This window comes from Paenibacillus planticolens, assembly GCF_013141725.1.
Taxonomy (GTDB): Bacteria; Bacillota; Bacilli; order Paenibacillales; family NBRC-103111; genus Paenibacillus_E; species Paenibacillus_E planticolens.
In genome coordinates, this window is sequence record NZ_WHNZ01000086.1 from 91,369 (window position 1) to 114,100 (window position 22,732).

Genomic DNA, 22,732 nt, shown 5'->3' on the forward strand with positions numbered 1-22,732 from the left:
TTGGATGCGCTAGCTTCCAAAGTAAGCATTTTGGTAAACATACGGATTTGTCGGCTCTTTCTGTGTATCAATGGTTTTGGCAACGATCGTTAGCACGCCTTTACCGTCGAAATTTCGTTTTTCGATGGTGCCGAGAGCGACAATATACATATCGTTTTTCCATTGCTCGGGATTATCGGTTTCAACCAGGATAGCAAGAGGCACAGAGTCCGCAACACAGCACCGCATTGAAAATCTTCCCAAGGCAAATTGGTTTTTGTTCATGTTGTCCAGGCGGTAAACATAGCCTGATATCTGCACCTTTTTGCCGATAAATTGATCTTGATACAAATCTAGCGACGTTAGCGATTCTATATACAAATCATCGTTAATCAACACGAGTGGCTGGTTGTACATATCCGCAGCCCGCTTGGCATATGGCCTGGTGTAATCGTTAAACGGAAAAGCCGGACCCGCGTCTAATTGCAGCTTATCATTCGGAACCAGGTTTGGGCCTGCATCGCCGGAATTGTTGGCGACCAATATGCCCGAAGGCGTAAAATTTAATCCTTTTTTGGCTGCCATCTGACTTCCTAATACCGCATTGGGAAATGAAAAGGCAAGGATAAGCGGGATGATCAAAACCCCATACATGATTATTACGCTTGGTTTCCATTGATCGTGGCTATGGCTATGCGCCGAACATGAGCATGCGATTGACGCCGTTTTCTCCTTGGAGCGGATATCCCGAACCGCCAAATAGAGCTGGTGCATAGCCAGAACATACATGCCGACGGCAAGACTTTTCACCCAGAGTGCCATTCTCGGAGCCACATAATAGATTAATGCGTCTGAACGGCTTATCTGGACAATAAAAATGACGAATGCGATTAATACGGCAGCTCGAATCGTTCGATGCGCGAACGTAGACCATTTTTGCATAGTTGTTCCTCCATTTTATAAGTACGAATACAGCCGATCGAATGCGATCGATCCCAACAGAACGACAACGGCGGATAGGATCATGACCGTTACGACGGTTTTGACACGGAAAACTTTTAGCAGCATCAAGGTGCTTTTGATATCGAGCATGGCGCCAAAAACGAGAAAGGCGAGCACGGAGCCCAGACTAAAACCGGGAATGAACGTAGCGCCAACGAAAGCGTCTGCGGTGGAACAGATGGAAAGAACATAGGAGAGCCCCATCATAAACAAATGCGGAGTGAAGTCCCCATCGCTTAATGCAAGCAGCCATTTCTTGCTTACGACCGTTTGCAGTAAAGCTGTAACGGTAGCGCCTAATACCAAAAATTTGCCTACATCGAACATTTCGATGGCGGCGTGTTCAAGCGTTTCATGCCATTTACTTTTCCATGCTGCTGTTTTTGGAGTTTTGGTGGGGAGTGGGCGTTTGAGGCTTTTTTTGTTCGGTGCGGCTTGTTCATGCGTGTTGTTCACCGGCGTGCGAAGGATAGAATTGCCATCGCCACGAGCAGCCCACAGCCCGATAAGAGCCGCTGCGATAAACGCCAGCACCATGCGGGCGACAGGCATCTCCGGCTGAGCCCGAAAAGCTACGAACGTAGACGTGAATACGACCGGATTGATGATCGGCCCGGCCATCATGAATACGAGTCCGATATAAGGCGGCATGCCTTTGCGGATCAGCCGATGCACGACAGGAATGATTCCGCATTCGCAGAGCGGGAAGATGATGCCCAGCAAGCATCCGAAAAGGATGCCGGGAATCGTTTTTTTAGGGATCCATCGCTGTAGGGTCTGATCGCTAATAAAGGTTTGCAGCAGCGCAGAAATGACGACGCCGAGCAGAATAAAAGGAAACGACTCCAGTAAAATGCCGAGCACCATGGTGCGAAAATCGCTTAGAAAACTCATTGAGTCGCCTCCTTGACTAACAACTAAGAACAACTTTTTAGTATTGTTTTTAATTTGTTTATTGTGCTTTTTATACTAATTTTAGCAGTCAATTGTTATGTCTACAACACCTAATCGTTAAGATTTGATTAAGAGATTTCGTAAGCAACATTTGCTGATACGAAGGGATAATTATCGGTTAATGGGGTCAATGACATATTTATGTTGAAAAATGGAAGTTTCTATGATATTTTTAAAAGGCGAAGAACGCAGATTTCGGATGAATGTCCGAGAGCTGCGTTTTTTTGTTTTTATCGCTGAATAAGTAGCGGTGGGCTATTTGCAAAGGAGGTGAGAAGGTGAATCGCAGGAGAAGCCTGCTAATCGGGTTGGTGTCTGCAATCATGGCAGCTATGCTCGTGTACGGGGTTTATGTGCTGCAAGTCAATCAGGTTGAGCTGCAGCAGACGGTTCAGGTGGCTATTCCGAAAGATTTTATCCGGGCCGGTGTTTTGATTCAAGCGGATATGGTGGAGCTGAAATCGGTTCAAAAAGGGAGTTACACGAGCAGCATGATGTCGGATTTGAATGAGATTGTCGGGCTGGAGACGTTGATTCCGCTAGGGAAGGAGGAACCGATTTTAAAATGGAAGGTGAACCGCTATCATTTGCTCCCGACGGAATGGCAGGCGACTTTTCAAATTCCTAAAGAATATGTGCTGTCCGTATCTAATGGCATTCGCGCGGGAGATCGGGTCCGGATCTATGTGTCTGGTAGCGATGGCAGCAGTTCAAGGCGGCTTTTTGATGAAAAAGAGATAAAGGTTGCCTCGGTCAAGTCATCCGCCAATGTAGAAGTGGACAATCCGAAGAATCCCAATCTGCTGTCCAAGGTGGAAGGGGATAAGGAGAAAATGTATGCTTCCCGATTGGAAGCGAACGGGGCTATTGACCAGATTAACCTGAATTTAACGGAGAATGAATGGCTGGAGATCGATCGCTTATGCAGTTCGAAGAAAGCAAAGCTGGTGATTGCATTCAGTTCCTCTTCCATTTTGAGAGAAGATTAATGTGATTAGAGAATGGAAAGGAGGTAGGAGAGGTGAATGTCGGATTACTTTCAACCGATCAACGATTAATTGACGAAATTATTCACGTCGTTTATCGACAGCCCGTGAACTGGGTTGTTTCACCTTCTGTGGCTGAGTTGGCCGCCAGTTTAGGGGAAGAGAAGGCTTTTTCTCATGTGATTATTTCGGATCGCGAGCTTGATTTTGGCGGTTTGGAGGAGTTTCTGGAGCATATACAGCAGATGAACCCTGAACTGAAAATGATCGTTATGCTATCCAATTATCATGACGTATCGATGAATGAAAAGTATGTCAAGATGTGCAGGCTGATGAAGCTTGACTACATTCAACCAGGACGCAGCACAGCGGTTATTGCTGACGATATTCGGGCTTGGGTGGATGGAGGGACGGGAGAACAGGCATACCAACAGCCGGCGGGGAAATTACTTACTTTTATCGGCTCGACCCCCAATATAGGTACGACACTTGCCTCTTTTGGCGTTGCCTGTTTGTTGGCTATGGAGACGAGTGTAAAGGTCGGTTATCTTTGCTTAAATTTAAAAAGCTCAAAGCTTCATCGCTATTTAGGAAAAGACGATCAAGTATTTACACTCGATGGCCTGAGGGCGGAACTAAAAGCTCAAAGTCTCACACCAGAAAGGTTGCTGCTCGTTTGCGATCAACCGCGAGAAGCGCAGGGACTGCATGTGCTGTACGGGAATATGCTGCGTGAGCAGGCGGAATTTTTCACGCCATCGGAAATTGTACATTTGCTGCGCGTAGCCAGGCGTGCTTTTGATATTTGCATAATCGAGGTTAATGCCTATTGGGACAATGCGGCAACGGTCTGTGGATTATTGGAAGCTGACAGCAAAGTCGTCGTAACAACGGCGGATATTGCACAATTTCAAGAGGACTTTTCGAGGTGGATCAGGCAGGTTGGTTCGGTGTTTGGGCTGCAGCCGGATCGTTTTGAGCTGATGGCGGTTCAAACCGAGAAGCATGCCAAGCACAACGAGTTTACGATTAAAGATATTCGGAAGGAGACGCAGCTGCATCTGATGGGGCAAGTATCCAGGCATGGCGATGCGCTTTCTCGCTGCAATCAAGGTAAGCTGTTCGACATGCTAAGTCCAAGCCATCTGATGTACGAGGAGGTTAGAGAGGTAGCGTTGAAATTCGCCGACTTTTATAAGCTGCCGAGGAAGGAGAATATTCGGCAAGCCACCTGGCTGCAGAAGCTTATGACAGGGAGAAAAACGGCCAGTTAATGAACCGGGAATGAGGTGAGAGGAGTGAGCGAGGAAAGGTTTTCGATTATTACCTATATGCATGAACGGAAAACGGAGGAACAAGCTGACACAATAGGTTTGCAAACGGATGTGAGATCGGGCCGCATGTTAGGAAGGTCTCTTGGCACAGAGATCGAAGACGTGATTTTTCAACAATGGGTGCAGGAAATACGAAGCGAGCTTGTTGGGATGAAGGGCAGGACGGATGAGGAAAAACAGCTCTATAACGAGACATTGAATCGGGCTATTCTTGGATATGATGAGGAACGTGGCAAGCTTCTTGCCATTATCCATGATATTGTGTCGAAAAGAAGACTCACGGGCCGGCCTCCCCGGACGAGTGGGTATACGACGCTGCCGGAGGCGATTTTTGCCGAGATCATCGGGATGAATGTACTTGAACTTGTGCTCAAGCAAAAGGAGGGACTTGAAGAGATTCAGGTTGTCGGCAGACAAATTTTTGAGGTGAGAGGCGGATACGCCTTGCCTTCGGGTTATGTCCTGCCATCTGTACGCGAATTGGAAAGAATTCAGCAGAATTTAGTGCTTTTTAATAACGATACGCTGAATCCCAGAAAAAAATGGGCCGAGGTCGTGCTGCGTGACGGATCCCGTGTGACGATGACGGGGTTTGGGTTCACGGCTGAACCGACGTTGACGATACGTTTTTATACGGTGAAGCGATTTGATCTGGCTTTGCTTGCTTCTGCTGAGCTTGCCACGATGGACGATCGCATGGAAACGCTGATTCTGTGCTTGATCCGGTCGTATTTCAATATGGTCGTTATCGGTCCGACGAACTCTGGTAAAACCAATCTCATTAAAGCGATTATTGCTGAAATGGATGATAACGAAAGGATTATTACGATCGAATCGCGGTTCGAATTGAATTTGAAGCGGGATTTTCCGCACAAAAATATCGTCGAATACGAGATTGATGACGAGGATCCGAGACATTCCGGTTTGCAGGCTTTTAAGCTGGCTTTAAGGCAATCGCCGAAACGGATTTGTCATGCCGAAATACGGGACGATGACGCCAATCTTTATGTCAGGGCTTGCACGCGGGGACATGAAGGCAGCATCACTTCTGTCCACGTCAGTGAGTTGGAGGATGTGCCGGATGCCATAACAGATATGTGCATGCTGGATGGCCGAGGGATGAATCCGCTCCGTTTAAGGAAAAGGATCACCGAGTTTGTGACACAAATCGGGATGGAAATGGCTGTCGTTCACGGGAAAAGAAAAATTGTGCGGATCGTCGAATATCGGTTCGAAAATGAAGAGGTTTGCGTCACGGATCTCGCAGTTTATGACAAGTCGACAGATGGGTGGAAATTTCCCGGGAAATTGTCGCAACCTGCATCGCGGAAAATCGGTAAGGCTGACCAAGAGGGGCATGCTTTGTTGTCAAAGCTCGGTTTTATTGAGAAAGAAGGCGAGTAAAGGGATGATTATTGTTAAATATGTCTTTCTACTCTTGCTGTTCGTATTGATATTTTTAGTTATTAGGTCGGTTTTACACATCGTTATCCGACAGCGGAAAGCCAGGTTCAGGCTGCATTATGTCAAAATGTCCGCGTTCGGCCATCGTTTCAGCGAATATTTGGGAAATAGGAGCCGTTTGTTTAAGCATGTGAAGGAGATGATGGAATCCGTCGAATTGGGCATGAGCATGCAGACGATGCTGACGCTAAGCCTAATTTTATTTCTCGTCGGACTGCTGGCAGGGGCGTTTTTTTTCCAGTCAGTGAAAGGCGTGCTTGTTTTAACGTTTATCTGCATGTCGCTCCCCTATATGCTGCTCAGACTTAAGCTGGTCAGTATCAGGCTGCAAACCCGGTTGGAGTTTCTGCCGGCAGTGGAAGTCTTCTATCAGTACTATATGGTCGATCCTCATAAAAACATCAAGATGGCATTGAAGTATTGCTTAGAGGAGAACCGTATTTTGTATCCGATAAAACCTGTTTTTGAACAATTGTACCGTAATTTAATGACACAAAGGGATACGGAGGAGAGCTTGCGCATTTTCTCCCTCACTATGGGCCACACATGGGGGGATTATTTTATCGGCATTCTGCGTGTCGCTTTGACGGAAGGGAGCTATGTCGGCGATAGCTTCAAGGAATTGATTGTCGATATGAGGAAAGCCCAGCGTTTCGATCAGTTGGAGCGAAATCGGTTATTGGAAATTCGGATCGCTAATTTTACGCCGATTCTGTTTCTTGCTTTGTTTCTATTCATTAATTTCAAGGTTAATGCAGACAACGCTTATTTGTATTATATGGTTGATCCTGTTGGGCGAAATATGCTGCTGGATGCGCTATTGCTTATTTTTGTTTCGTTCTTAATGGGCATATATCTTTCAATGCGAAGAATGTGAGGGTGAGTAGGATTCAAATCATATTTCATGTGCTGCTTTTTGCGCTATTGATGATGGCCGTGTATCACGGGTTTATGCTTCTTCCCGTTCGGGCGAAAAGGTGGAGATCGTTTGAAGTCTTACGTGATCTGAAGGAGGCACAGCTTCCTCCATGGCTATTCAAGCTTTTGAGATTGAGATTGAAGTTGGTGGAAGAGAAGCGGCAGCTTTTGCTGGGTTGTGGATTTCGGGTAAACGCCGCCCTCTATGAAGGGACGAAGAGATTGTTGATCTGTGCGGCTTTATTGGTAGGGGGTGCGGGATATATCGCTTTGAAGCATCCGATGTTCACTTTGAATATGGAACCTGCCTATGTCATGGCGGCGGCGCTGTGCATGCTCATTTTCCTGTTTTTCGATAAAAAGGTGCTGGTTCAATTGAAAGCCAAAAGGGCACATCGTATAGTTCGGGAGATTTATGTCATTAGTCATCATTTGCTTTATTACAATGACTCGCGAATGAGTTTGCATGCCAAGCTTTCTTTGTGCGCAGCGCAGACACGGTCGATCAGAATGCAATTCGGTCTTCTGCTGAATGAATGGTATCAAGGTGCTGAAGCGGCGATCGCCCAGTTCAAAATACGGCTTGGAACAGACGAAGCGCATAGCTTCGGTGAGACCCTGAATGCGCTTAGGCTGAATGAACATGCCGATTATTACGAACTGCTCAAGCAGCGAATTCAAGACTACAAAGAGAAGATGGATTTGGTCCGCGACAGCAGGAAAGAGACGGTTTCTTACGTGCTGTTTGTGCTTGCGGGACTGCCAATTTTGAATACGTTTCGGGTATTTATGTATCCGTGGGTTGCAGAAGGCCAGCGATTATTTCATGGGATTAATTAAGGAGCGTGCAGGACAATGAGGAATATTTTAATCACGGTGATGATGCTGATTGTGGTAGCTTTTCTTTTTACATCCATTGTTAATGACGGTTCGACAGGATTAAGACGGAATATTTCGACACATGGTTCGAAGGCCAATTCGGATATTACGGCATTAACTCCTTAGGGAGGAAGGTTAGTGTGAGGTCGATCTTAGTGACGGTGATGCTGATTGCGGTGGTGGTTGTTTTATACAACAGTATTGTTGGGGGGAGTATGGGAACACGAAAGCAGGTTGGCCATAGTGGGGCGAAAATCAATGGAACGATAGAGCGGATTGATCCATGAAGCAGATTCTGGTTTTCGTAATGTTGGCTGCGCTGCTTTGTTGGTTCATGTTTGCACCGGTTTATAAGCATGTGTTGATTGTGCGGCAGGCTGTCTTGCAAAAAGAGGTTGACTATTTGCTGGAAGTAGGCGCTAACGGCAGGCATGGGTATATCGATAGCGCGATGATCAAGGATTCGAGGACTCGCATGAAAGCAAGAGGCTTCGTTCCGGGTGATCTTGTGTATACGGTAGAAACGACTGCCGGCGTCGGGGGAACGGATGCAAGTGCCCCTGTTTGGCGGGGGACGGGATTGCAACTGAAGCTGACGTATCCGTATCATCGGCTTTTTGTTATTGATCGTTTGGTCGGCATTACGGTGCCTTCCGAATCTGACCGTATGGGGGCAACGGGGATGAAAATGAGCGAATATGTGCCTTAAGGATGGAGCAATTGAGGTGGTGCGTTGTACAAGCTGCTTTTAACGGTGTTAATGAGTGTGCTGATCATGTCGATGTATGCTTTGCAAACCGATCAGGAGGTGGCGATGCATACGCTTTTTTATGGGAAGCATGCGCTGAATCGTGCTGTTCATGCGGCGGCTCAGCAAAGCGATCAAGCGAAGCTGGCAGAGGGCATTCATGCCATAGATGAGACGAAGGCGAGGGATGCGGCACAGCAGTATTTGCAAGCGAATTTGCGGCTGGATGCGGCGAATGAGCCGCTGCCGGGAACATTTCTGCAGAAGGGAATTATCGTGGAGTTATTTAAGATTGTTAATCATGGGGAGGTGTTTCCATATACGTATACGAATTCGGTCTACGGGTATTCGGTTACACTGAACCGGCCGGGGGTGATCATGTTCATTCGTATGGAGTACCCTCGAACCTATACGGTTCTACAGCCAATTGCCTGGACGGTGAAGTGTTCTGCGGAAATGGTATTTTGAATGTATAATAGAAGGTGAGGTGTACATTCTTGGCAGTGTAAGGAGAGGTACGAATGACGATTTTTCGGGAAAGGCAGCTTTGGCTGCAGGGGGAGTTGCTAAAGCGAGGGTGGTCGGGCTTCCTGGTCACCCACCATGTGGATATATATTATTACTGCGGCTCGATGCAGACGGGGTATTTGTTCATACCGGCGGAGGGCGAAGCGCTCTATCTCGTTCGCCGCAGTTTGACCCGCGCAGAGGAGGAAGCGTCAGCGGACGTGGAAGCGCTGGGCTCCTGGAAGACGCTGGCTGAGCGTCTTCGCGCGCGTGGGTCGGCAGCGGATGCGCCGCTGCGGATCGCGACTGAGCTGGACGTGTTGCCCGTCCAGCTCTATGGTAAGCTCCAGGCCGCGCTGCCCGGCGCGGTCTGGGAGGACGGCTCGCTGCTCGTGCGCGAGCAGCGGATGATCAAATCGCCGGACGAAGTCTCGGCGATTCGCGAGTCCGCGCGCGTCGTCGACGCGGCGCTGGAGGCGGTCATCCCTCACGTGCGTGAGGGGATGGCGGAGTTTGAGCTGATGGCGCTCATCGAGCATCAGCTCCGGCTGCGCGGGCATCAAGGGCTGATGCGCATGCGCGCGTACAATTCCGAGTTGATTACCGGAATGGTCGCGGCAGGCGCGTCGGCAGCGGTGCCCACTTATTTCGACGGGCCGGCCGGGGGCACAGGGCTCCACCCGTCCAGCCCGCAGAGCTCGGGCCGCGCGCTGATTGGGCGCGGCGAACCGATCCTCGTCGACATCGGCTGTATGACGAGCGGGTATTTGATCGATCAGACGCGGACGCTGGTGATCGGCGATTTGGACCCGGAGCTGCAGCGTGCCTATGACGTGGCGGAGGAGGTGCTCCGCGCCACAGAAGCCAGGCTGCAGCCTGGGGTGATTGCCGAGCATCTGTATCTGCTCGCGCTGGATCAAGTGCAGGAAGCGGGGCTGAGTGCCCACTTCATGGGGTACGGCGCCGACCAAGTGAAATTCCTTGGTCACGGCATCGGGCTCGAGATCGATGAACTGCCTGTTCTCGCCAAAGGCTTCAAATACCCGCTGGCGCCCGGCATGGTCATCGCGATTGAGCCCAAGTTCACCTTCCCCGGACGCGGGGTGGTCGGGGTTGAAGATACGTATCTGATCACGGATAGCGGATGGGAGAAGCTGACGGTATCGAGGGATGGCATAATCCGTATATAAGATATCCATATACCTCAGGTGGGGTTGTCCCGAAAGTAGACTATGCTGCTTTCGAGACAGCCCCTTCCTTTTGTTGATATATTGATTGCCAAGGGATTCTTGTGCAATGGGAACTACAGGGCTCTATTTGAGCCAAATGAGCTGCTTTTATGTATATGGGGAACCTACAGGGTCTTATTTGCTCCATGATGGCCTCAAGCTGCATAAAAGTGGGGAAATAGCGGATCATAGTTCCCGCTGATTGGCTAGATGACAGTTCTTTGAGGAAATAGCGTACCATTGTTCCCATTGGCTATTTCTCCGCGCAGCTTTTTTCCGCTCTGCTTGTCTCCGCACTGCATTTTTTTCACTTTGTTTTCTTCCGCTCTGCCTATCCCCGCTCTGCATTTTTCCACTCAGTCTTTTTCCACTCTGTCTTCTTCTACTTTGTCTTCTTCTACTTTGTCTTCTTCTACTCTGCCCTCTTCCGCTCTGCTCTGCTTAACGGTTCAGATCGTGTCACCAGAGACAGCGATCTATGCTGTCCAGCTGTTAAAAAAAGAGCCCCAGAGGGCTCTTTCATTTATCCATTACATTAGATTCTCTCAATAACCTTATCAATCAAGCCATAAGTTTTCGCATCCTCAGCTTCCAAAAAGTAGTCGCGGTCTGTATCCAGTTCGATTTTCTCAATTGGTTGTTTTGTCGTATTTGCCAGAATGCGGTTGAGGGTATGGCGTGTTTTGAGGATGTGCTGAGCGCGAATATGAATATCGCTGGCTTGCCCTTGAGCACCGCCCCATGGCTGGTGAATCATAACTTCGGCATTCGGCAGAGCGAATCGCTTGCCCGGTGCGCCGGCCGTCAGCAGAATGGCACCCATGGATGCTGCCATACCGACACAAATTGTAGATACGTCAGGCTTAATGAAATTCATCGTATCATAAATGGCCAATCCGGACGATGTGGAACCTCCAGGGGAGTTAATGTAGAGCGAAATATCTTTCTCCGGATCTTCAGCAGAAAGAAAAAGCAATTGGGCAATAATCGCATTGGCGACCTGATCGTTCACTTCTGTTCCGAGGAACACGATTCTGTCTTTAAGCAGACGGGAATAAATATCGTAAGAGCGCTCTCCGCGCGACGTTTGTTCAACAACCATAGGTATGAAACTCATAGGAATCATCCTTTCTTTTGTAAGAGATAACTGATTTTAGGCAGCGGCCATGCTTTGCACCGTATGATGGGGAACAGGCAGCTTTTGACCAAACCCGGAGGAAACGACGATGAGACGGATTGGTTCCTCGCCTTGAAAGGTGGGGAAGGTACGAACGTTAAATGTAGCTTCTGATTCAGACTCACTCTGGCGACGATAAGCGTCGAGCGGAATCACCTTGTTGTTTTCGTGAATTGGCCTTTCTACTAAAGCTTGCTCCCACGTGATTACAGGTGATCCAGGGACAGCGTCCTTCAGCGGCGTACTCGTTTCATGCTCATGATTATTGCTCATTTTAGGCAGCCTCCTCATTCTTTCGGTTTCGGGTACACGGCTAACAAAACCTGATAGGGATCATGTTGCTCTTTGCCCGCAGGCATAGCGTAGCGTTTCACGAGCTGTTCCACCAAAGAGGCATACTCTTCGATGAAAGCTTGCCTTTGCCCCTCATCGGCTAGATGGACCTGCAGTTGAAGGGTGGCGCTAGGAATGATCTCTCCCACATCGGACTGCTCCATGAGCAGCATCGCATCTCTTCGGATGCGTTCCGAGGTCGTGACAAGATGCGCTAGCGAGCTCTGGTCTTTCAGCTTTTGCACGGTTTCCGGCTTCATGCTGAGCGAGTCTGCCAGAACGAAGGTTTTGGCGATGGCCCTGTACAGCACTTCCACCAGATTGCGCACCTGACGCGTGCCGACTCGCTGAACGAGGCCTGCTTTCTCCAAAGCTTTCAGATGATAGTTGATGCGCTGTGCAGTTTCTCCGAGCGTTCGCGCCACTTCAGCGGCAGATCCCGGCTCCAGAAGCTGCGCGATGATCTCGCCGCGAATCGGGTTCAGCAGGACTGTTGCTTGTTCGGGAGACTCGATGTAATACCTGTCTTGGATATCTTTTAGCATGGAGAGGTTTCCTCCAGTACAGTGATTATGTTACGTAAAAATATTTTATTACGTGGAGAGTGGAATGTCAATGGGCGGTGTATTTGCTCGCATCCATCTATCGGTTGACAAATAAGTTTTGAAGTGACAAATAAAGTTCTAAAGTAACAAATAATGTTCTGAAATTAAATGGCGTGCACTCATTGAGAGTGAACGCCTATTTAATTTCTTCTTGTATAGAGAAATAATGTGTTCGTATAGAAGCAGCAAGTTAGTTAACCGGAGGTGGCGATAAACTAACTGGCAACTGTTAAATTAAATTAAATTAAGTAATGAATATTTTTCTCTAAGAAACCGGTTACGTAAACAGCTCCTTTTGCTGTATATTCAGTTCGATGGGTGGGTATTTTTGTAGTTAATTAACATCTTCTACATCCAGATATCGGGTGAGATCTTTTGTAACCCGAATATCTAGGACATTCATAAGACATAACAGGTTATGGCTATCCGGAGACGTTTTACCAGATTAGCATTTCTGATAGGACCTGACCGACGCCCCGATTGCTTCTGATACTTCTTTTTGTGTATAACCTTCACGATCTCGTATCCGCCGAAGCTCTTCATTATCGAATACCATTAGTTACCATAAGCAAAATGGACAAACACTGGATAATACATCCAGTACCTGAAGAATAAACAGCAAACCAAGCGAGCCCAGGAAATTGATAGTAATGAAGAAACACGGACAGGAATATTGCACAACTGAGCGTGTTCGGAAAATGTAGTGTGCCCAGAGGTTGGCTACAAACTAAAGTTCAAGTTAAATCACGTTGGTGAGCCTTATGCTTAGTAGGGCACGTGCGGTTCGATAAGGGGGAGCCATGAGCGTGGTTCCCCTACTTTCTTTATTTCATCATGACAATAACTGTTCTCGGTGATAAATTTCGGTTGACGAAGTTGCCAGCACGATGATGACGTTGTTTCTGAGATCGCCAAAATAGGCCCAATACAAGAGAAATCTAATGTAACTTGTTAACTCTATGAGTGGATCGTCGGTGTACTGTCCACCTGTGATTTCACTTTTTGTAAATGTTGTTTAGATTTTATCACTTGCATGGCAGCATGCCGTCAAAACATAATGAAAGCGTTGACATTTTGTGGCGTGGAACATAAGGATTACTGCTTCACTACTAAATGGCACACATTTTATTAAGAAGAGAGGTGACAGATAAAAAAAGGAGAGTGGAGCTTGCTTGATTAGATCGCCAAATGGGCTTCACACCGACGGTTGTTAGGTTAATTTCAATAATGAATATGCGAAAAGGAGGAATTGTGTTGTTCAAATTAAAAGGGTTAACTATGTTGCTTGTAATGTTTCTATTGTGTTCATTGTTGATTCCTGTAAGTACCATAAGTGCGGCAACGGAAGTTCTGCCTGAATCCTTCGAAGGAGCTACAATCCCTCCAGGGTGGTCTGCTGTAGGAGGCGGCTCTGTGGTGATTTCTAACCTTCATGCCAAGACAGGCTCGAATTCATTGATGTGGACTTGGTTGAATGGAAGCAAGCTGCAGTCGACCAGCCTTCCCAATATGTCTGAGGCCATAGGCAGCAACGGGGGCATGAAAGTATGGGTGTACAATGAACAACCGATGGCCGACAAGTTTCTAACGTTCAATCTGGGAACTGGGGCGGAGTTGTCGGAGGGCGTCCCTCGGTATACGTTTAAATTCTACATGAATTTTACAGGGTGGAGAACGATCTGGGTCAGATTGAATACGGAGGCCAAAAATCCGTCCTACAGCGGAGATGCAGTTCCTACTACGATGGAGGTTGTTGCACCGTCCACACCAGTAACCGCCAACGTCTATCTTGATCATTTTCAGCTTACCGGTTCGATCCCCTATTCGTATTCGGCTGATAACCAGGCTCCGTATATGAGCACTGTCAAGTATAGTCAGACCTATCGCGCATCCTTGAAGCAGCCTTCGCTGCCTGCGGAAACACAGATTACGATGCAGCAAGAACAGGATTTCAACACCATCATGAGCCGCCTAGATGCCTACATCTATGGTGAAAATTTGGATTATGCAAATTTGCCTGACGGTCCTGTTAAAACTCGTTATAACGCCTTGCTTGCTAAGTTGCCGACGTATATTGCCCAATACGATGCATTCAACATTTCCAAGGATGAAAACGGTATATTTCATGGTCCTGGCATCTTTGTCGATGAAGAAACGAGTGCTACCGAGGATCCGTACCATGGACTCTCGCAGAGCAAGTTTGAAAAGATTTGGTTGGCCTTGGTCCATGATTACAAGCTTAACGGGAATGAGCAAAGTAAACAAAAATACTTTGATCTCCTGGATTATTTCCATGATCAAGGCTGGGCTGATGGCAGCGGTATGGGCAGCCAGGCCTCTATTAAATTAAGGTTGTCTGGCTATGCTTATGCGGCCTATTTGATGAGGAATGAATTAAAGGCAGCGGGCAAATTCGATCGGGAAATGGCGACCTTGCGATGGTTCAGCAAGGTTGGCGACGCCTTAGACTTCCATCCTGAGGTTATCAATAGCATGGATATGGTGAATACCGATGAAATGAGAACAGTAACGATGTACAATTTGATGTACATTCTTATGATGGATGATTCACCAGAGAAAGTTCGTTATATGAAGAGCTTCCTCGATTTTGTGGATAAGGAGTTGGCTGTTTACTCCGGACATACCGAAACGCTCAAACCAGGCTTCACGGGTTACCACCATGAGGGCCTATATATGAAATCGTACGTGCCAGATGCGATATTTGTCGGTTCTTTGATTCGGTATCTCATTCATGGAACCAGCTTTCAGCTGGATCCCCAAACGACAGAGAACATCAAGCAGTTCTTACTCATGCAGCGTTCCTTGGGAAATAAATACGAGATGTCGCATAGTCTGTCCGGGCGTTTCCCGCAAACTCTGTCCACGTTACAGACGCAGTATATCTCCTATGCGCTCAACGCGCTAAGCGGAGATGAGGAGCTCAAGGGAGTCTTCCTGGACCTGTGGGATCCGAACGACCCGCTCATTGCCTCCCAATTTGCTACCAAGGTAGAGAACTCCATCATTTATAATGCAACGCTTGGAGAACTGCAGATCTCGGAATCCGCTGCTGCCCAATTTAGACAAGAGGGGATAGCGGCGCAAAGTCCTGCCCCCGGTTTCAAAAACTTTGACTACGGTGCGATGGCACTGTTCCGAAAAAATAATTGGTTAGTTACGACTAAAGGGTTTAATCAGTATAACTGGGACTACGAACAAGACAGCACCAACAATGTATTCGGCCGTTATATCAGTTATGGAAACACGGAGATTATGCTGCCTGGAGGCTTCCAAAGCAGCGGCCTGGATATTTCTGCGGGCTGGGACTTCAACCGCTGGCCGGGCACTACAACGAAGCATATCCCGATTCTACAGCTGGAAAACGCAAAGCATCGCTCCTACTCGGACGAAACGTTCGGCGGCGGTGTGAGCAGCGAGGGGCAGTATGGCGTATTCAGCATGAGAATGCATGATACGGCCTTCGATACAACCTTCCGGGCGAACAAGTCGTGGTTTTACTTTGGAGATGAAATTATTGCCTTGGGATCGGATATTGTCAACAGCGACACCGTCAATCGGACGGAAACGACCCTGTTCCAATCAAATATGAACGGCACCGTAATGCCTTTCTACAAGAATTCTACCAGCGCAATTAATACGTTCCCTTATAGCAGCACGACGACAACGAATTCGAAGGTATGGATGGTGGATCCGTTCGGTAATGGCTATATTATTCCGAATGCCAATGGTCTTCACGTGGAGCGTGGGGTGCAGGATTCTTACACCAAGAAAGCAACGTATGAGGAGACGCAAGGAAACTATACAACAGCATGGCTTGATCACGGAACATCACCGACGGGACAAGGCTATGAATATGTCATTCTCCCTCAAAAGACACCTGAACAAGTGGCAGCAGCAGCGCAAGCCCTGGATTATTCGGTACTCAGGAAGGACAATATGGCGCATATCGTTAAGCATAATGCGAGTAACGCCATAGGTTATGCCTTGTTCAATCCGACTACTCCGCTTACGTATGGTGTATTGAAAAGCGTGGATACGCCGGTACTGGCAATGGAAAGAAACAAGTCTGACAACCACATGGTGTTCAGCCTCTCGGATCCTGATCTCCGACTTGTGAAGTCAAAAAAGATCGGCTCTTTAACGGAGGCAGAATTAAAAACGCCAAGTCAACACAAGACGGTATTGGCCAAGTTGAACGGTGACTGGAACTTCTCAGGCGCTGCGCCTGCCGGTGTAACGCTTGTGGGGTATGACTTGGCGACCAATACGACGACACTTTCTTTTGATTGTGTGGACGGCAAAAACTTTGATGTTGATCTAGTGACAAGGACATCGATGTTCAGTGATGGCTTTGAGGATGGATTAGGGAAGTGGGTCAACACAACGAATGCAAAGCTTCGCAATACCGATGTAAGCCTAACCAACAGCAATGCGATGAGAAGCGCCGACGGTGCTGAATGGACCGAGTATACCTTGGAAGCAGATGTTACGATTCAAAGCAGGCAAGGCGGGCTCGTATTTCGGGGGCAGAGCACTCTGAGTAATTACTATTTGCTCGATGTCAGAAACTACGACAATAAGATCAGTCTGTTTAAAATGTCAGGGTCGGGAACCTTGCTTGCCAGTACGAATTTTACAGTGGAGTTAAATCGCTTTTATCATCTTAAGATTGCGGCAAGCGGACAGACATTCACGGTGTTTGTAGACGGGGTTCAGGTGTTGACAGCGTCAGACAGCACCTATACGAGCGGGAATGTAGGTTTTCGAGTACCTGGTACGACCGCCACGGCCAAATTCGATAATATCAGAGTGACCTCGTCTGCCGGTGTAATTTTGAAAGAAGATGATCTGGAAAATGGCTTGGGAGGTTGGCAGAATACGACCAACGCTACTACGGGGCAAGTAGGTCCGGTCTCGACCGATCTCAGCTTGACAAGCAACAACGTGATGAGATCAAACATAGGCTCCACCTGGACAAATTATACGTTGGATCTGGATGTTACCGTTCTTAATAAGCAAGCGGGCATCGTGTTTAGGAGTCAGGACAGTACCCATTACTATTTGCTTGATGTCAGAAGCTATGATCATACGATCAAGTTCTACAAGTTTGCTGGATCCGGTGTGCAGCTATCCAGCTCGCAATTCAATGTAGAACCGAACCGAAAATATCGAATTCGCGTGGTTGCAGATGGCAGCAACTTGACCGCTTATGTCGATGGCGTACAGGTGCTGACAGCGAACGACAGCAGCTACACCAGCGGAAATATTGGATTGCGCATGCCTTCCGCGGATTCGCGCGCGGTATTTGATAACGCAGCTGTATATGGGGAGTATGATACAGAGTAATCTGTAGCGTTTACTACAGCAACTTTTACTCCGTTTAAGCCGGAAGGACAAATAACCAGCCACGTGATCGTCTAACAACAAACCCCCGCCGATTCTATGGCGGGGGATTGTTGTCTTCCACATCACCTATATTGCAATTACTTTCTACGTATTAACAATGCCTTTTTTAACATTTGAAAGTGCAGTTTACATTTTATCTGTATACGTTAAAGCTAAGCCTATCCGATAATGAAAGCGTAACCCACTAGACTATGATGAAACTGAGAGGTGAAACTAACATGCCGTCGACTCCCGAGAAGAATCAACTCCAACAGCGAGCAATAGGAAGTATTTCCTATGCTGCGGGAAGCACCATGTACCAAGGCGCGTATGAACGTTAGCTAAAGAGATAATGTAAGGCATTCATCAGGAGAAGTTGGATTCCCTTGTGCTGGGGGAGCAAGCGTCCCTTTTTATGGATTTGAGAGAGGTGGATTTTATGGGTATGCAAGGCATCGTGAAAGAACTGAGGACGAATAAATACATCTACATTATGCTCGCTCCCGTCTTGTTGTATTATGCGATTTTCAACTATGGTCCCATGTACGGTGCCATTATCGCATTTAAAGATTTTAGCCCCGCGCTTGGGATTTGGGGGAGCCCTTGGAGTGGATTTAGTCATTTCGTCGATTTTTTTAATGGCATTTATTTTTGGCGCATTTTAAAGAACACGATTTTGATTAGTATATACGAACTTGTATTCGGATTCCCTGCGCCAATCATACTAGCGCTGCTTCTTAATGAATTAAGATCCGCTATGTTTAAGCGTATGATACAAACGGTTACGTACATGCCGCATTTTATATCGCTTGTCGTCATTTGCGGAATTCTGAAAGATTTTACAAGCTCAGGCGGCATTATCACGTTAATTTATGAGTGGATTACTGGCAGGGACCTTGGGGAGAGTCTTCTGTTGCAGCCCGAAATGTTCCGAACTATCTTTGTATCATCAGGAATTTATCAGCACATTGGCTGGGGGACGATCATTTACTTGGCAGCTTTGACAGGAATTGATATGGAGCAGTATGAAGCAGCCAAAATGGATGGAGCGAACCGTTTTCGTCAGATGCTCCATATCACAATACCGGGTATCCTTCCTACGGTTATTATCATGCTCATATTAAATTTAGGTCACATGCTCAGTGTCAGTTTTGAGAAAATCATTCTACTCTATACACCGGTCACCTATGAGACGGCCGATGTTATTTCTTCCTATGTGTATCGGATAGGCTTGCAAGATTTCAACTACAGTCTCAGCGCAGCGGTAGGTTTGTTCAATTCCGTGATTAATTTCATCATGGTTATTCTTGCCAATGCTTTAAGCCGTAAGTTGAATCAAACCAGTTTGTGGTGAAAGGAGGGAAACTTCATGGAGAAACGGACACTAAGCGGCGTCCTTTTTGACTTGGTGAATTATGTTGTGTTAGCGGGCTTGATGGTACTAACGATCTATCCAATCCTTTATGTATTTCTAGCATCGGTCAGCGAGCCCAGTGAAATGCTTTCTCATAGCGGCCTGTTATGGAAGCCTCTCGGTTTTACTTTGCTCGCTTACAAGAAAGTGTTTGAAAATCCTATGATTCTGACCGGATATATCAATACCGTTACTTATGTGGTAATTGGATTGGGGATTAACTTGCTGCTAACTTCACTCGGTGCTTACGGGCTGTCCCGTCCCCAAATAAAATATAGGAAGCAAATCACGTTGTTCATTATCTTTACGATGTTTTTCAGCGGTGGATTAATTCCGTTTTACCTGGTTGTGAAAGGCATAGGTTTGAATAATACATTATGGGCATTAGTCCTTCCGAATGCGATCAGCACGTTTAATCTCATGATTATGAGGACTTCCTTCGAAGCGATCCCTGCCAGCCTGGAGGAATCTGCGCGCATGGACGGGGCGAACGATTTGGTTATCCTGTTTCGTATTATTCTCCCGTTATCGCTCCCGGTGCTTGCGGTCATGACGTTGTACTATGGCGTTAGCCATTGGAACTCATGGTTTAATGCCATGATTTTTCTCAAGGATCGGTCGCAATATCCGCTCCAGCTGATCTTGCGGGAGATCTTGATCCAGAATGATACCAGTGCGATGTCGTCAGGTCTGGACATCGGCCAATCCAGTATAGTCGGCGAAACCATTAAATACGCTACGATTATTGTAGCGACTGTACCTATTCTTCTTGTGTATCCGCTTCTTCAGAAATATTTTGCCAAAGGTGCATTGGTTGGAGCTGTTAAGGGATAATGCTTACCGAACTTAAATTAGGAATATACCATTGGAGGTTATACGATGAGCCAGAAAAATACGACAAAAGAACAAGAGCAAGTACCCATTGTTAGACGAGGTGTCCATAGCTATAGCAAAGCTGAGCAGTGGGTAAAGCCCGAGAGTCCGCTTCTACTTGAGCGACTCGAATGGTTCAAGGATCAGAAGCTGGGTCTCATGATGCACTGGGCGCCTTACTCTCAGCTTGGTGTCATATCATCGTGGCCGCTTAGCGATGGGGATGCAGCTTGGTCACGCGCTAATATTGATTGGGGTGTCGACGCTGAGGAATTCAAGCAGCAGTACTACGCATTAAATAAAACGTTCAACCCAGTTCGTTTTCAGCCAGAGCTATGGGCAGACCTGGCTGCGGAGAACGGATTCAAATATTTAAATTTTACGACCAAGCATCATGATGGCTTCTGCATGTGGGATACCCAGACAACAGACTACCGAATTACAGGTCCGGATTGTCCATTCCATACACATAAGTACGCCGATGTTTGCAAGCAGCTCTTCGATGCCTTTCGCGCGAAAGGTTTAGGAATCTCAACCTACTTCTCAAAGGCCGATTGGCACACGCCGTCCTACTGGGCGCCAGGAATGGCATGTGGAACCGTGACGTCGCGAGGGGCTTCTTATGATCCAAAGGAATATCCTTCGCTTTGGGAGCAATTCGTGCAGTTCACCCACGAGCAGATTATGGAGTTGATGACGAACTACGGCCGTATTGATATGCTATGGCTCGACGGAGGCTGGGTCAGAGAGAGCAGGGGTGAGAACATCAGACTGGGTGAAGTCGTGGAAAAAGCCCGGGAGATCCAGCCTTGGCTCCTAACAGCGGACCGTGGCATCGGCGGACAGTATGAGAATGTGATCACTCCGGAGCAGACTGTGCCCGAGGGGGCATTGGATGTTCCGTGGGAAAGTTGTATTACGATGGGGGCGGGGTGGTCTTTCCGCTATGAAAATGAGCTTGATTATAAATCCGTTCGGCAGTTGATTCATTTGCTCATCGAAGTTGTAGCAAAAGGCGGAAATTTGGCTCTTAACGTCGGGCCACAGCCTGATGGAAGGTTGCCTAAAACGGCCATTTCAAGGATCAAGTCCTTGGGGGAATGGTTGAAGGTTTATGGGGAGGGAATCTACGGAACGCGCATTTGCGAGCCATATTCGGCGGGCAATAGCTATTTTACGAGAAAAGGTGATACGATCTATGCCTTCTACTTGTATAAAGACGAGAGTGAGGCTGTTCAGGAAGAAGTACTCCTTCCAATAACGCAAGCCTTTGACCGCATTGATTTGGTGGGCGGACAAGACAATCTAGAATATCGCCGGAGCGAGCACGGAATCGTCGTTCGGGTATCCGATAATGATCGGATTGCTCAAGCACCGATTGCTCACGTATTCCGAATTAGGTAGCAAGATGATGAATTTGGTTGAGAACAAGTGAAGGGGGGAGGTATACAATGAGAAACATACTTATTATCGTCTCTGACCAGCTTTCATGGAAGGCCCTGCCTGTCTACGGTGGTATTGCAGAAACTCCGAATATTGACAGAATAGCGAAGGGGGCTGTGGCATTCGACAAATGTTATACACCGGTTCCGTTGTGTATGCCTGCACGGGCTTCTTTCTGGAGTGGTGTTTATCCTCACGAGACAGGCGTTTTGTCCAATTTTGGAGAGTATGCTATTCCTGCTGGTCTACCAACAATAGGAGAGGTGTTCAGTCAAGCGGGGTATGATACGGTTCATTTTGGAAAGACTCATGCTGCTGGTGCGTTAAAGAGCTTTTGGTGTGAAGAAGAAGGCTCATTGGAGGTAGAAGGTACACAGGCATGGCCCGTATCTAAGGATACCAAGCGGGATCGTTTTACAGCGGAAAAGTCTGTGGCATATCTTGAAAAGATCAAAGATTCTGAAAAGCCGTTCTTTATGATTGCAGATTTTGTGAACCCACATGACATATGTTCTTGGACTGGTGAAAACAAGGGGGTACATGATGATGTGAACCCGGGTTGTCCGTTGCCGCCTCTGCCGCCAAATTTTGAGTTTGATGATATTGAGAACAGGCCAGATGCAGTCAAATATATTTGTTGTTCACATACCCGTCAGGCTCAGGCATCGGAGTGGAGCGGCGAAAGTTTTAGGCATTATCTGGCGGCATACTATCACTATATTCATCGGGTGGATGCAGAAGTCGGTCTGGTTCTGGATGCGCTTGAGAAATCAGGCAAGTATGAGAATACGCTTATTCTTTTCATGTCAGATCATGGCGATAGCATGGCATGTCATGGCAAGGTGACAAAGGATGTTGATTTTTATGAAGAAACCAACCGTGTACCGTTTATTTTCAATTTTCCGGAGTACCGCAATCAGCCTACACGTCAGGAACATGCTCTGACAAGCCTGTTGGATCTTTTTCCGACCCTTTGTTCCTATGCAGGAATTGAACAGCCAACAACGCTGCGTGGCGAAAATCTGATGCCCTTAATTAAGGGTCAAGGGATGCTGGACCGTGAATATATTATTGGCCAATGGTATTCAGAATGGAATTTATCCATCAGCCCCGGAAGAATGGTCCGGACAGAAGGCTATAAATATACGCATTATATTCATGATGGCGAAGAACTTTTTGATCTTGTAAAGGACCCATATGAAACGAAAAATGTAGCTGGGCATGCTGCATATGCCGAACAGATGGAGAGACATCGCAGACTTCTGGAAGACCATATTGAAAGGACAAGGGATAACTTTAAGGACTTACACTGGCAGGAGTTGAATGACGACTTGCGATGGAGAAGTCATGATGTTGGTTATGGAAAGCATCAGGGACCGTCTGTAGGAGAGGTTGGAAAGGGATTGGTCAGGGGTTAAGTAAATTACAAATTTGATTGGGGTGTCGTTGCAGAGGATTTCAGCAAGTTAATCAAAGGAGAG

20 protein-coding genes are annotated in these 22,732 nt (G+C 47.3%); 15 read left to right on the top strand and 5 right to left on the bottom strand.

Annotation, left to right across the window (positions count from 1 at the left end; all coding sequences use genetic code 11):
- Positions 1-9: 9 nt before the first annotated feature.
- Positions 10-921 carry a TIGR03943 family putative permease subunit gene (locus GC097_RS33105; RefSeq protein WP_171687521.1) on the bottom strand — a complete coding sequence of 304 codons (912 nt, stop codon included), beginning with the start codon at positions 919-921 and terminating at the stop codon, positions 10-12.
- Between the two features lie 15 nt (positions 922-936).
- Positions 937-1,875, bottom strand: a complete 939-nt coding sequence (locus GC097_RS33110) for a permease (RefSeq protein WP_171687522.1) — start codon at positions 1,873-1,875, stop codon at positions 937-939.
- A gap of 338 nt (positions 1,876-2,213) precedes the next feature.
- Between GC097_RS33110 and GC097_RS33115 the strand changes: the two genes are divergently transcribed.
- From GC097_RS33115 to GC097_RS33160, 10 genes are read left to right on the top strand one after another with little or no spacing between them, the layout of a single operon-like run.
- Complete coding sequence (locus tag GC097_RS33115) at positions 2,214-2,924, top strand: CpaB family protein (RefSeq protein WP_171687523.1); 711 nt, start codon at positions 2,214-2,216, stop codon at positions 2,922-2,924.
- 32 nt (positions 2,925-2,956) lie between these two features.
- Positions 2,957-4,195, top strand: a complete 1,239-nt coding sequence (locus GC097_RS33120) for a CpaE/TadZ family protein (RefSeq protein WP_171687524.1) — start codon at positions 2,957-2,959, stop codon at positions 4,193-4,195.
- Positions 4,196-4,252: 57 nt separating this feature from the next.
- On the top strand, positions 4,253-5,659 hold the full coding sequence (locus GC097_RS33125) for an ATPase, T2SS/T4P/T4SS family (protein WP_171687525.1): 1,407 nt from the start codon (positions 4,253-4,255) through the stop codon (positions 5,657-5,659).
- Between the two features lie 4 nt (positions 5,660-5,663).
- A complete protein-coding gene (locus GC097_RS33130; protein ID WP_171687526.1) occupies positions 5,664-6,596 on the top strand; it encodes a type II secretion system F family protein in 933 nt (310 codons plus the stop codon).
- Positions 6,597-6,625: 29 nt separating this feature from the next.
- A complete protein-coding gene (locus GC097_RS33135; RefSeq protein WP_171687527.1) occupies positions 6,626-7,477 on the top strand; it encodes a hypothetical protein in 852 nt (283 codons plus the stop codon).
- A gap of 15 nt (positions 7,478-7,492) precedes the next feature.
- Positions 7,493-7,642, top strand: a complete 150-nt coding sequence (locus GC097_RS33140) for a hypothetical protein (protein ID WP_167066988.1) — start codon at positions 7,493-7,495, stop codon at positions 7,640-7,642.
- Between the two features lie 14 nt (positions 7,643-7,656).
- Complete coding sequence (locus tag GC097_RS33145; RefSeq protein ID WP_171687528.1) at positions 7,657-7,803, top strand: hypothetical protein; 147 nt, start codon at positions 7,657-7,659, stop codon at positions 7,801-7,803.
- The gene (locus tag GC097_RS33150) at positions 7,800-8,225 is read left to right on the top strand and encodes a hypothetical protein (RefSeq protein WP_171687529.1); all 426 of its coding nucleotides are present in this window, start codon (positions 7,800-7,802) and stop codon (positions 8,223-8,225) included. The genes GC097_RS33145 and GC097_RS33150 overlap by 4 nt, the downstream gene beginning before the upstream one ends.
- Positions 8,226-8,249: 24 nt before the next feature.
- Positions 8,250-8,732 (top strand): hypothetical protein, encoded by a 483-nt coding sequence (locus GC097_RS33155; RefSeq protein ID WP_171687530.1) that lies wholly within the window; start codon positions 8,250-8,252, stop codon positions 8,730-8,732.
- 53 nt (positions 8,733-8,785) lie between these two features.
- Positions 8,786-9,961 (top strand): M24 family metallopeptidase, encoded by a 1,176-nt coding sequence (locus tag GC097_RS33160; RefSeq protein ID WP_171687531.1) that lies wholly within the window; start codon positions 8,786-8,788, stop codon positions 9,959-9,961.
- A 574-nt stretch (positions 9,962-10,535) separates the two neighbouring features.
- Here GC097_RS33160 and clpP read toward each other — a convergent pair.
- Genes clpP through GC097_RS33175 form a run of 3 tightly spaced genes read right to left on the bottom strand, consistent with a single transcriptional unit; the run spans position 10,536 to position 12,055 of the window.
- The gene (gene clpP, locus GC097_RS33165) at positions 10,536-11,117 is read right to left on the bottom strand and encodes an ATP-dependent Clp endopeptidase proteolytic subunit ClpP (protein WP_171687532.1); all 582 of its coding nucleotides are present in this window, start codon (positions 11,115-11,117) and stop codon (positions 10,536-10,538) included.
- 36 nt (positions 11,118-11,153) lie between these two features.
- Positions 11,154-11,450: a hypothetical protein gene (locus tag GC097_RS33170; protein WP_171687533.1), complete on the bottom strand. Its 297-nt coding sequence runs from the start codon at positions 11,448-11,450 to the stop codon at positions 11,154-11,156.
- 14 nt (positions 11,451-11,464) lie between these two features.
- Positions 11,465-12,055 carry an ArsR/SmtB family transcription factor gene (locus tag GC097_RS33175; RefSeq protein WP_171687534.1) on the bottom strand — a complete coding sequence of 197 codons (591 nt, stop codon included), beginning with the start codon at positions 12,053-12,055 and terminating at the stop codon, positions 11,465-11,467.
- A 1,350-nt stretch (positions 12,056-13,405) separates the two neighbouring features.
- Between GC097_RS33175 and GC097_RS33180 the strand changes: the two genes are divergently transcribed.
- The 5 genes from GC097_RS33180 (at position 13,406) to GC097_RS33200 (ending at position 22,669) form a co-directional block, all read left to right on the top strand.
- Complete coding sequence (locus GC097_RS33180) at positions 13,406-17,482, top strand: chondroitinase family polysaccharide lyase (RefSeq protein ID WP_246294609.1); 4,077 nt, start codon at positions 13,406-13,408, stop codon at positions 17,480-17,482.
- A gap of 454 nt (positions 17,483-17,936) precedes the next feature.
- Complete coding sequence (locus GC097_RS33185; RefSeq protein ID WP_171687536.1) at positions 17,937-18,875, top strand: ABC transporter permease; 939 nt, start codon at positions 17,937-17,939, stop codon at positions 18,873-18,875.
- 15 nt (positions 18,876-18,890) lie between these two features.
- Positions 18,891-19,769, top strand: a complete 879-nt coding sequence (locus GC097_RS33190; RefSeq protein ID WP_171687537.1) for a carbohydrate ABC transporter permease — start codon at positions 18,891-18,893, stop codon at positions 19,767-19,769.
- Between the two features lie 45 nt (positions 19,770-19,814).
- Complete coding sequence (locus GC097_RS33195; RefSeq protein WP_171687538.1) at positions 19,815-21,212, top strand: alpha-L-fucosidase; 1,398 nt, start codon at positions 19,815-19,817, stop codon at positions 21,210-21,212.
- Positions 21,213-21,259: 47 nt separating this feature from the next.
- Positions 21,260-22,669 (top strand): sulfatase family protein, encoded by a 1,410-nt coding sequence (locus GC097_RS33200; RefSeq protein WP_171687539.1) that lies wholly within the window; start codon positions 21,260-21,262, stop codon positions 22,667-22,669.
- Positions 22,670-22,732 lie beyond the last annotated feature (63 nt).

What these genes read in the sequence shown, in the direction of transcription:
- GC097_RS33125 (WP_171687525.1), top strand. Translation starts at nt 4,253, where the DNA reads ATGCATGAACGGAAAACGGAGGAACAAGCTGACACAATAGGTTTGCAA.
- GC097_RS33200 (WP_171687539.1), top strand. Translation starts at nt 21,260, where the DNA reads ATGAGAAACATACTTATTATCGTCTCTGACCAGCTTTCATGGAAGGCC.
- GC097_RS33110 (WP_171687522.1), bottom strand. Translation starts at nt 1,875, where the DNA reads ATGAGTTTTCTAAGCGATTTTCGCACCATGGTGCTCGGCATTTTACTG.
- GC097_RS33140 (WP_167066988.1), top strand. Translation starts at nt 7,493, where the DNA reads ATGAGGAATATTTTAATCACGGTGATGATGCTGATTGTGGTAGCTTTT.
- GC097_RS33130 (WP_171687526.1), top strand. Translation starts at nt 5,664, where the DNA reads ATGATTATTGTTAAATATGTCTTTCTACTCTTGCTGTTCGTATTGATA.
- clpP (WP_171687532.1), bottom strand. Translation starts at nt 11,117, where the DNA reads ATGAGTTTCATACCTATGGTTGTTGAACAAACGTCGCGCGGAGAGCGC.
- GC097_RS33105 (WP_171687521.1), bottom strand. Translation starts at nt 921, where the DNA reads ATGCAAAAATGGTCTACGTTCGCGCATCGAACGATTCGAGCTGCCGTA.
- GC097_RS33170 (WP_171687533.1), bottom strand. Translation starts at nt 11,450, where the DNA reads ATGAGCAATAATCATGAGCATGAAACGAGTACGCCGCTGAAGGACGCT.
- GC097_RS33195 (WP_171687538.1), top strand. Translation starts at nt 19,815, where the DNA reads ATGAGCCAGAAAAATACGACAAAAGAACAAGAGCAAGTACCCATTGTT.
- GC097_RS33190 (WP_171687537.1), top strand. Translation starts at nt 18,891, where the DNA reads ATGGAGAAACGGACACTAAGCGGCGTCCTTTTTGACTTGGTGAATTAT.
- GC097_RS33160 (WP_171687531.1), top strand. Translation starts at nt 8,786, where the DNA reads ATGACGATTTTTCGGGAAAGGCAGCTTTGGCTGCAGGGGGAGTTGCTA.
- GC097_RS33185 (WP_171687536.1), top strand. Translation starts at nt 17,937, where the DNA reads ATGGATTTGAGAGAGGTGGATTTTATGGGTATGCAAGGCATCGTGAAA.
- GC097_RS33150 (WP_171687529.1), top strand. Translation starts at nt 7,800, where the DNA reads ATGAAGCAGATTCTGGTTTTCGTAATGTTGGCTGCGCTGCTTTGTTGG.
- GC097_RS33180 (WP_246294609.1), top strand. Translation starts at nt 13,406, where the DNA reads ATGTTTCTATTGTGTTCATTGTTGATTCCTGTAAGTACCATAAGTGCG.
- GC097_RS33175 (WP_171687534.1), bottom strand. Translation starts at nt 12,055, where the DNA reads ATGCTAAAAGATATCCAAGACAGGTATTACATCGAGTCTCCCGAACAA.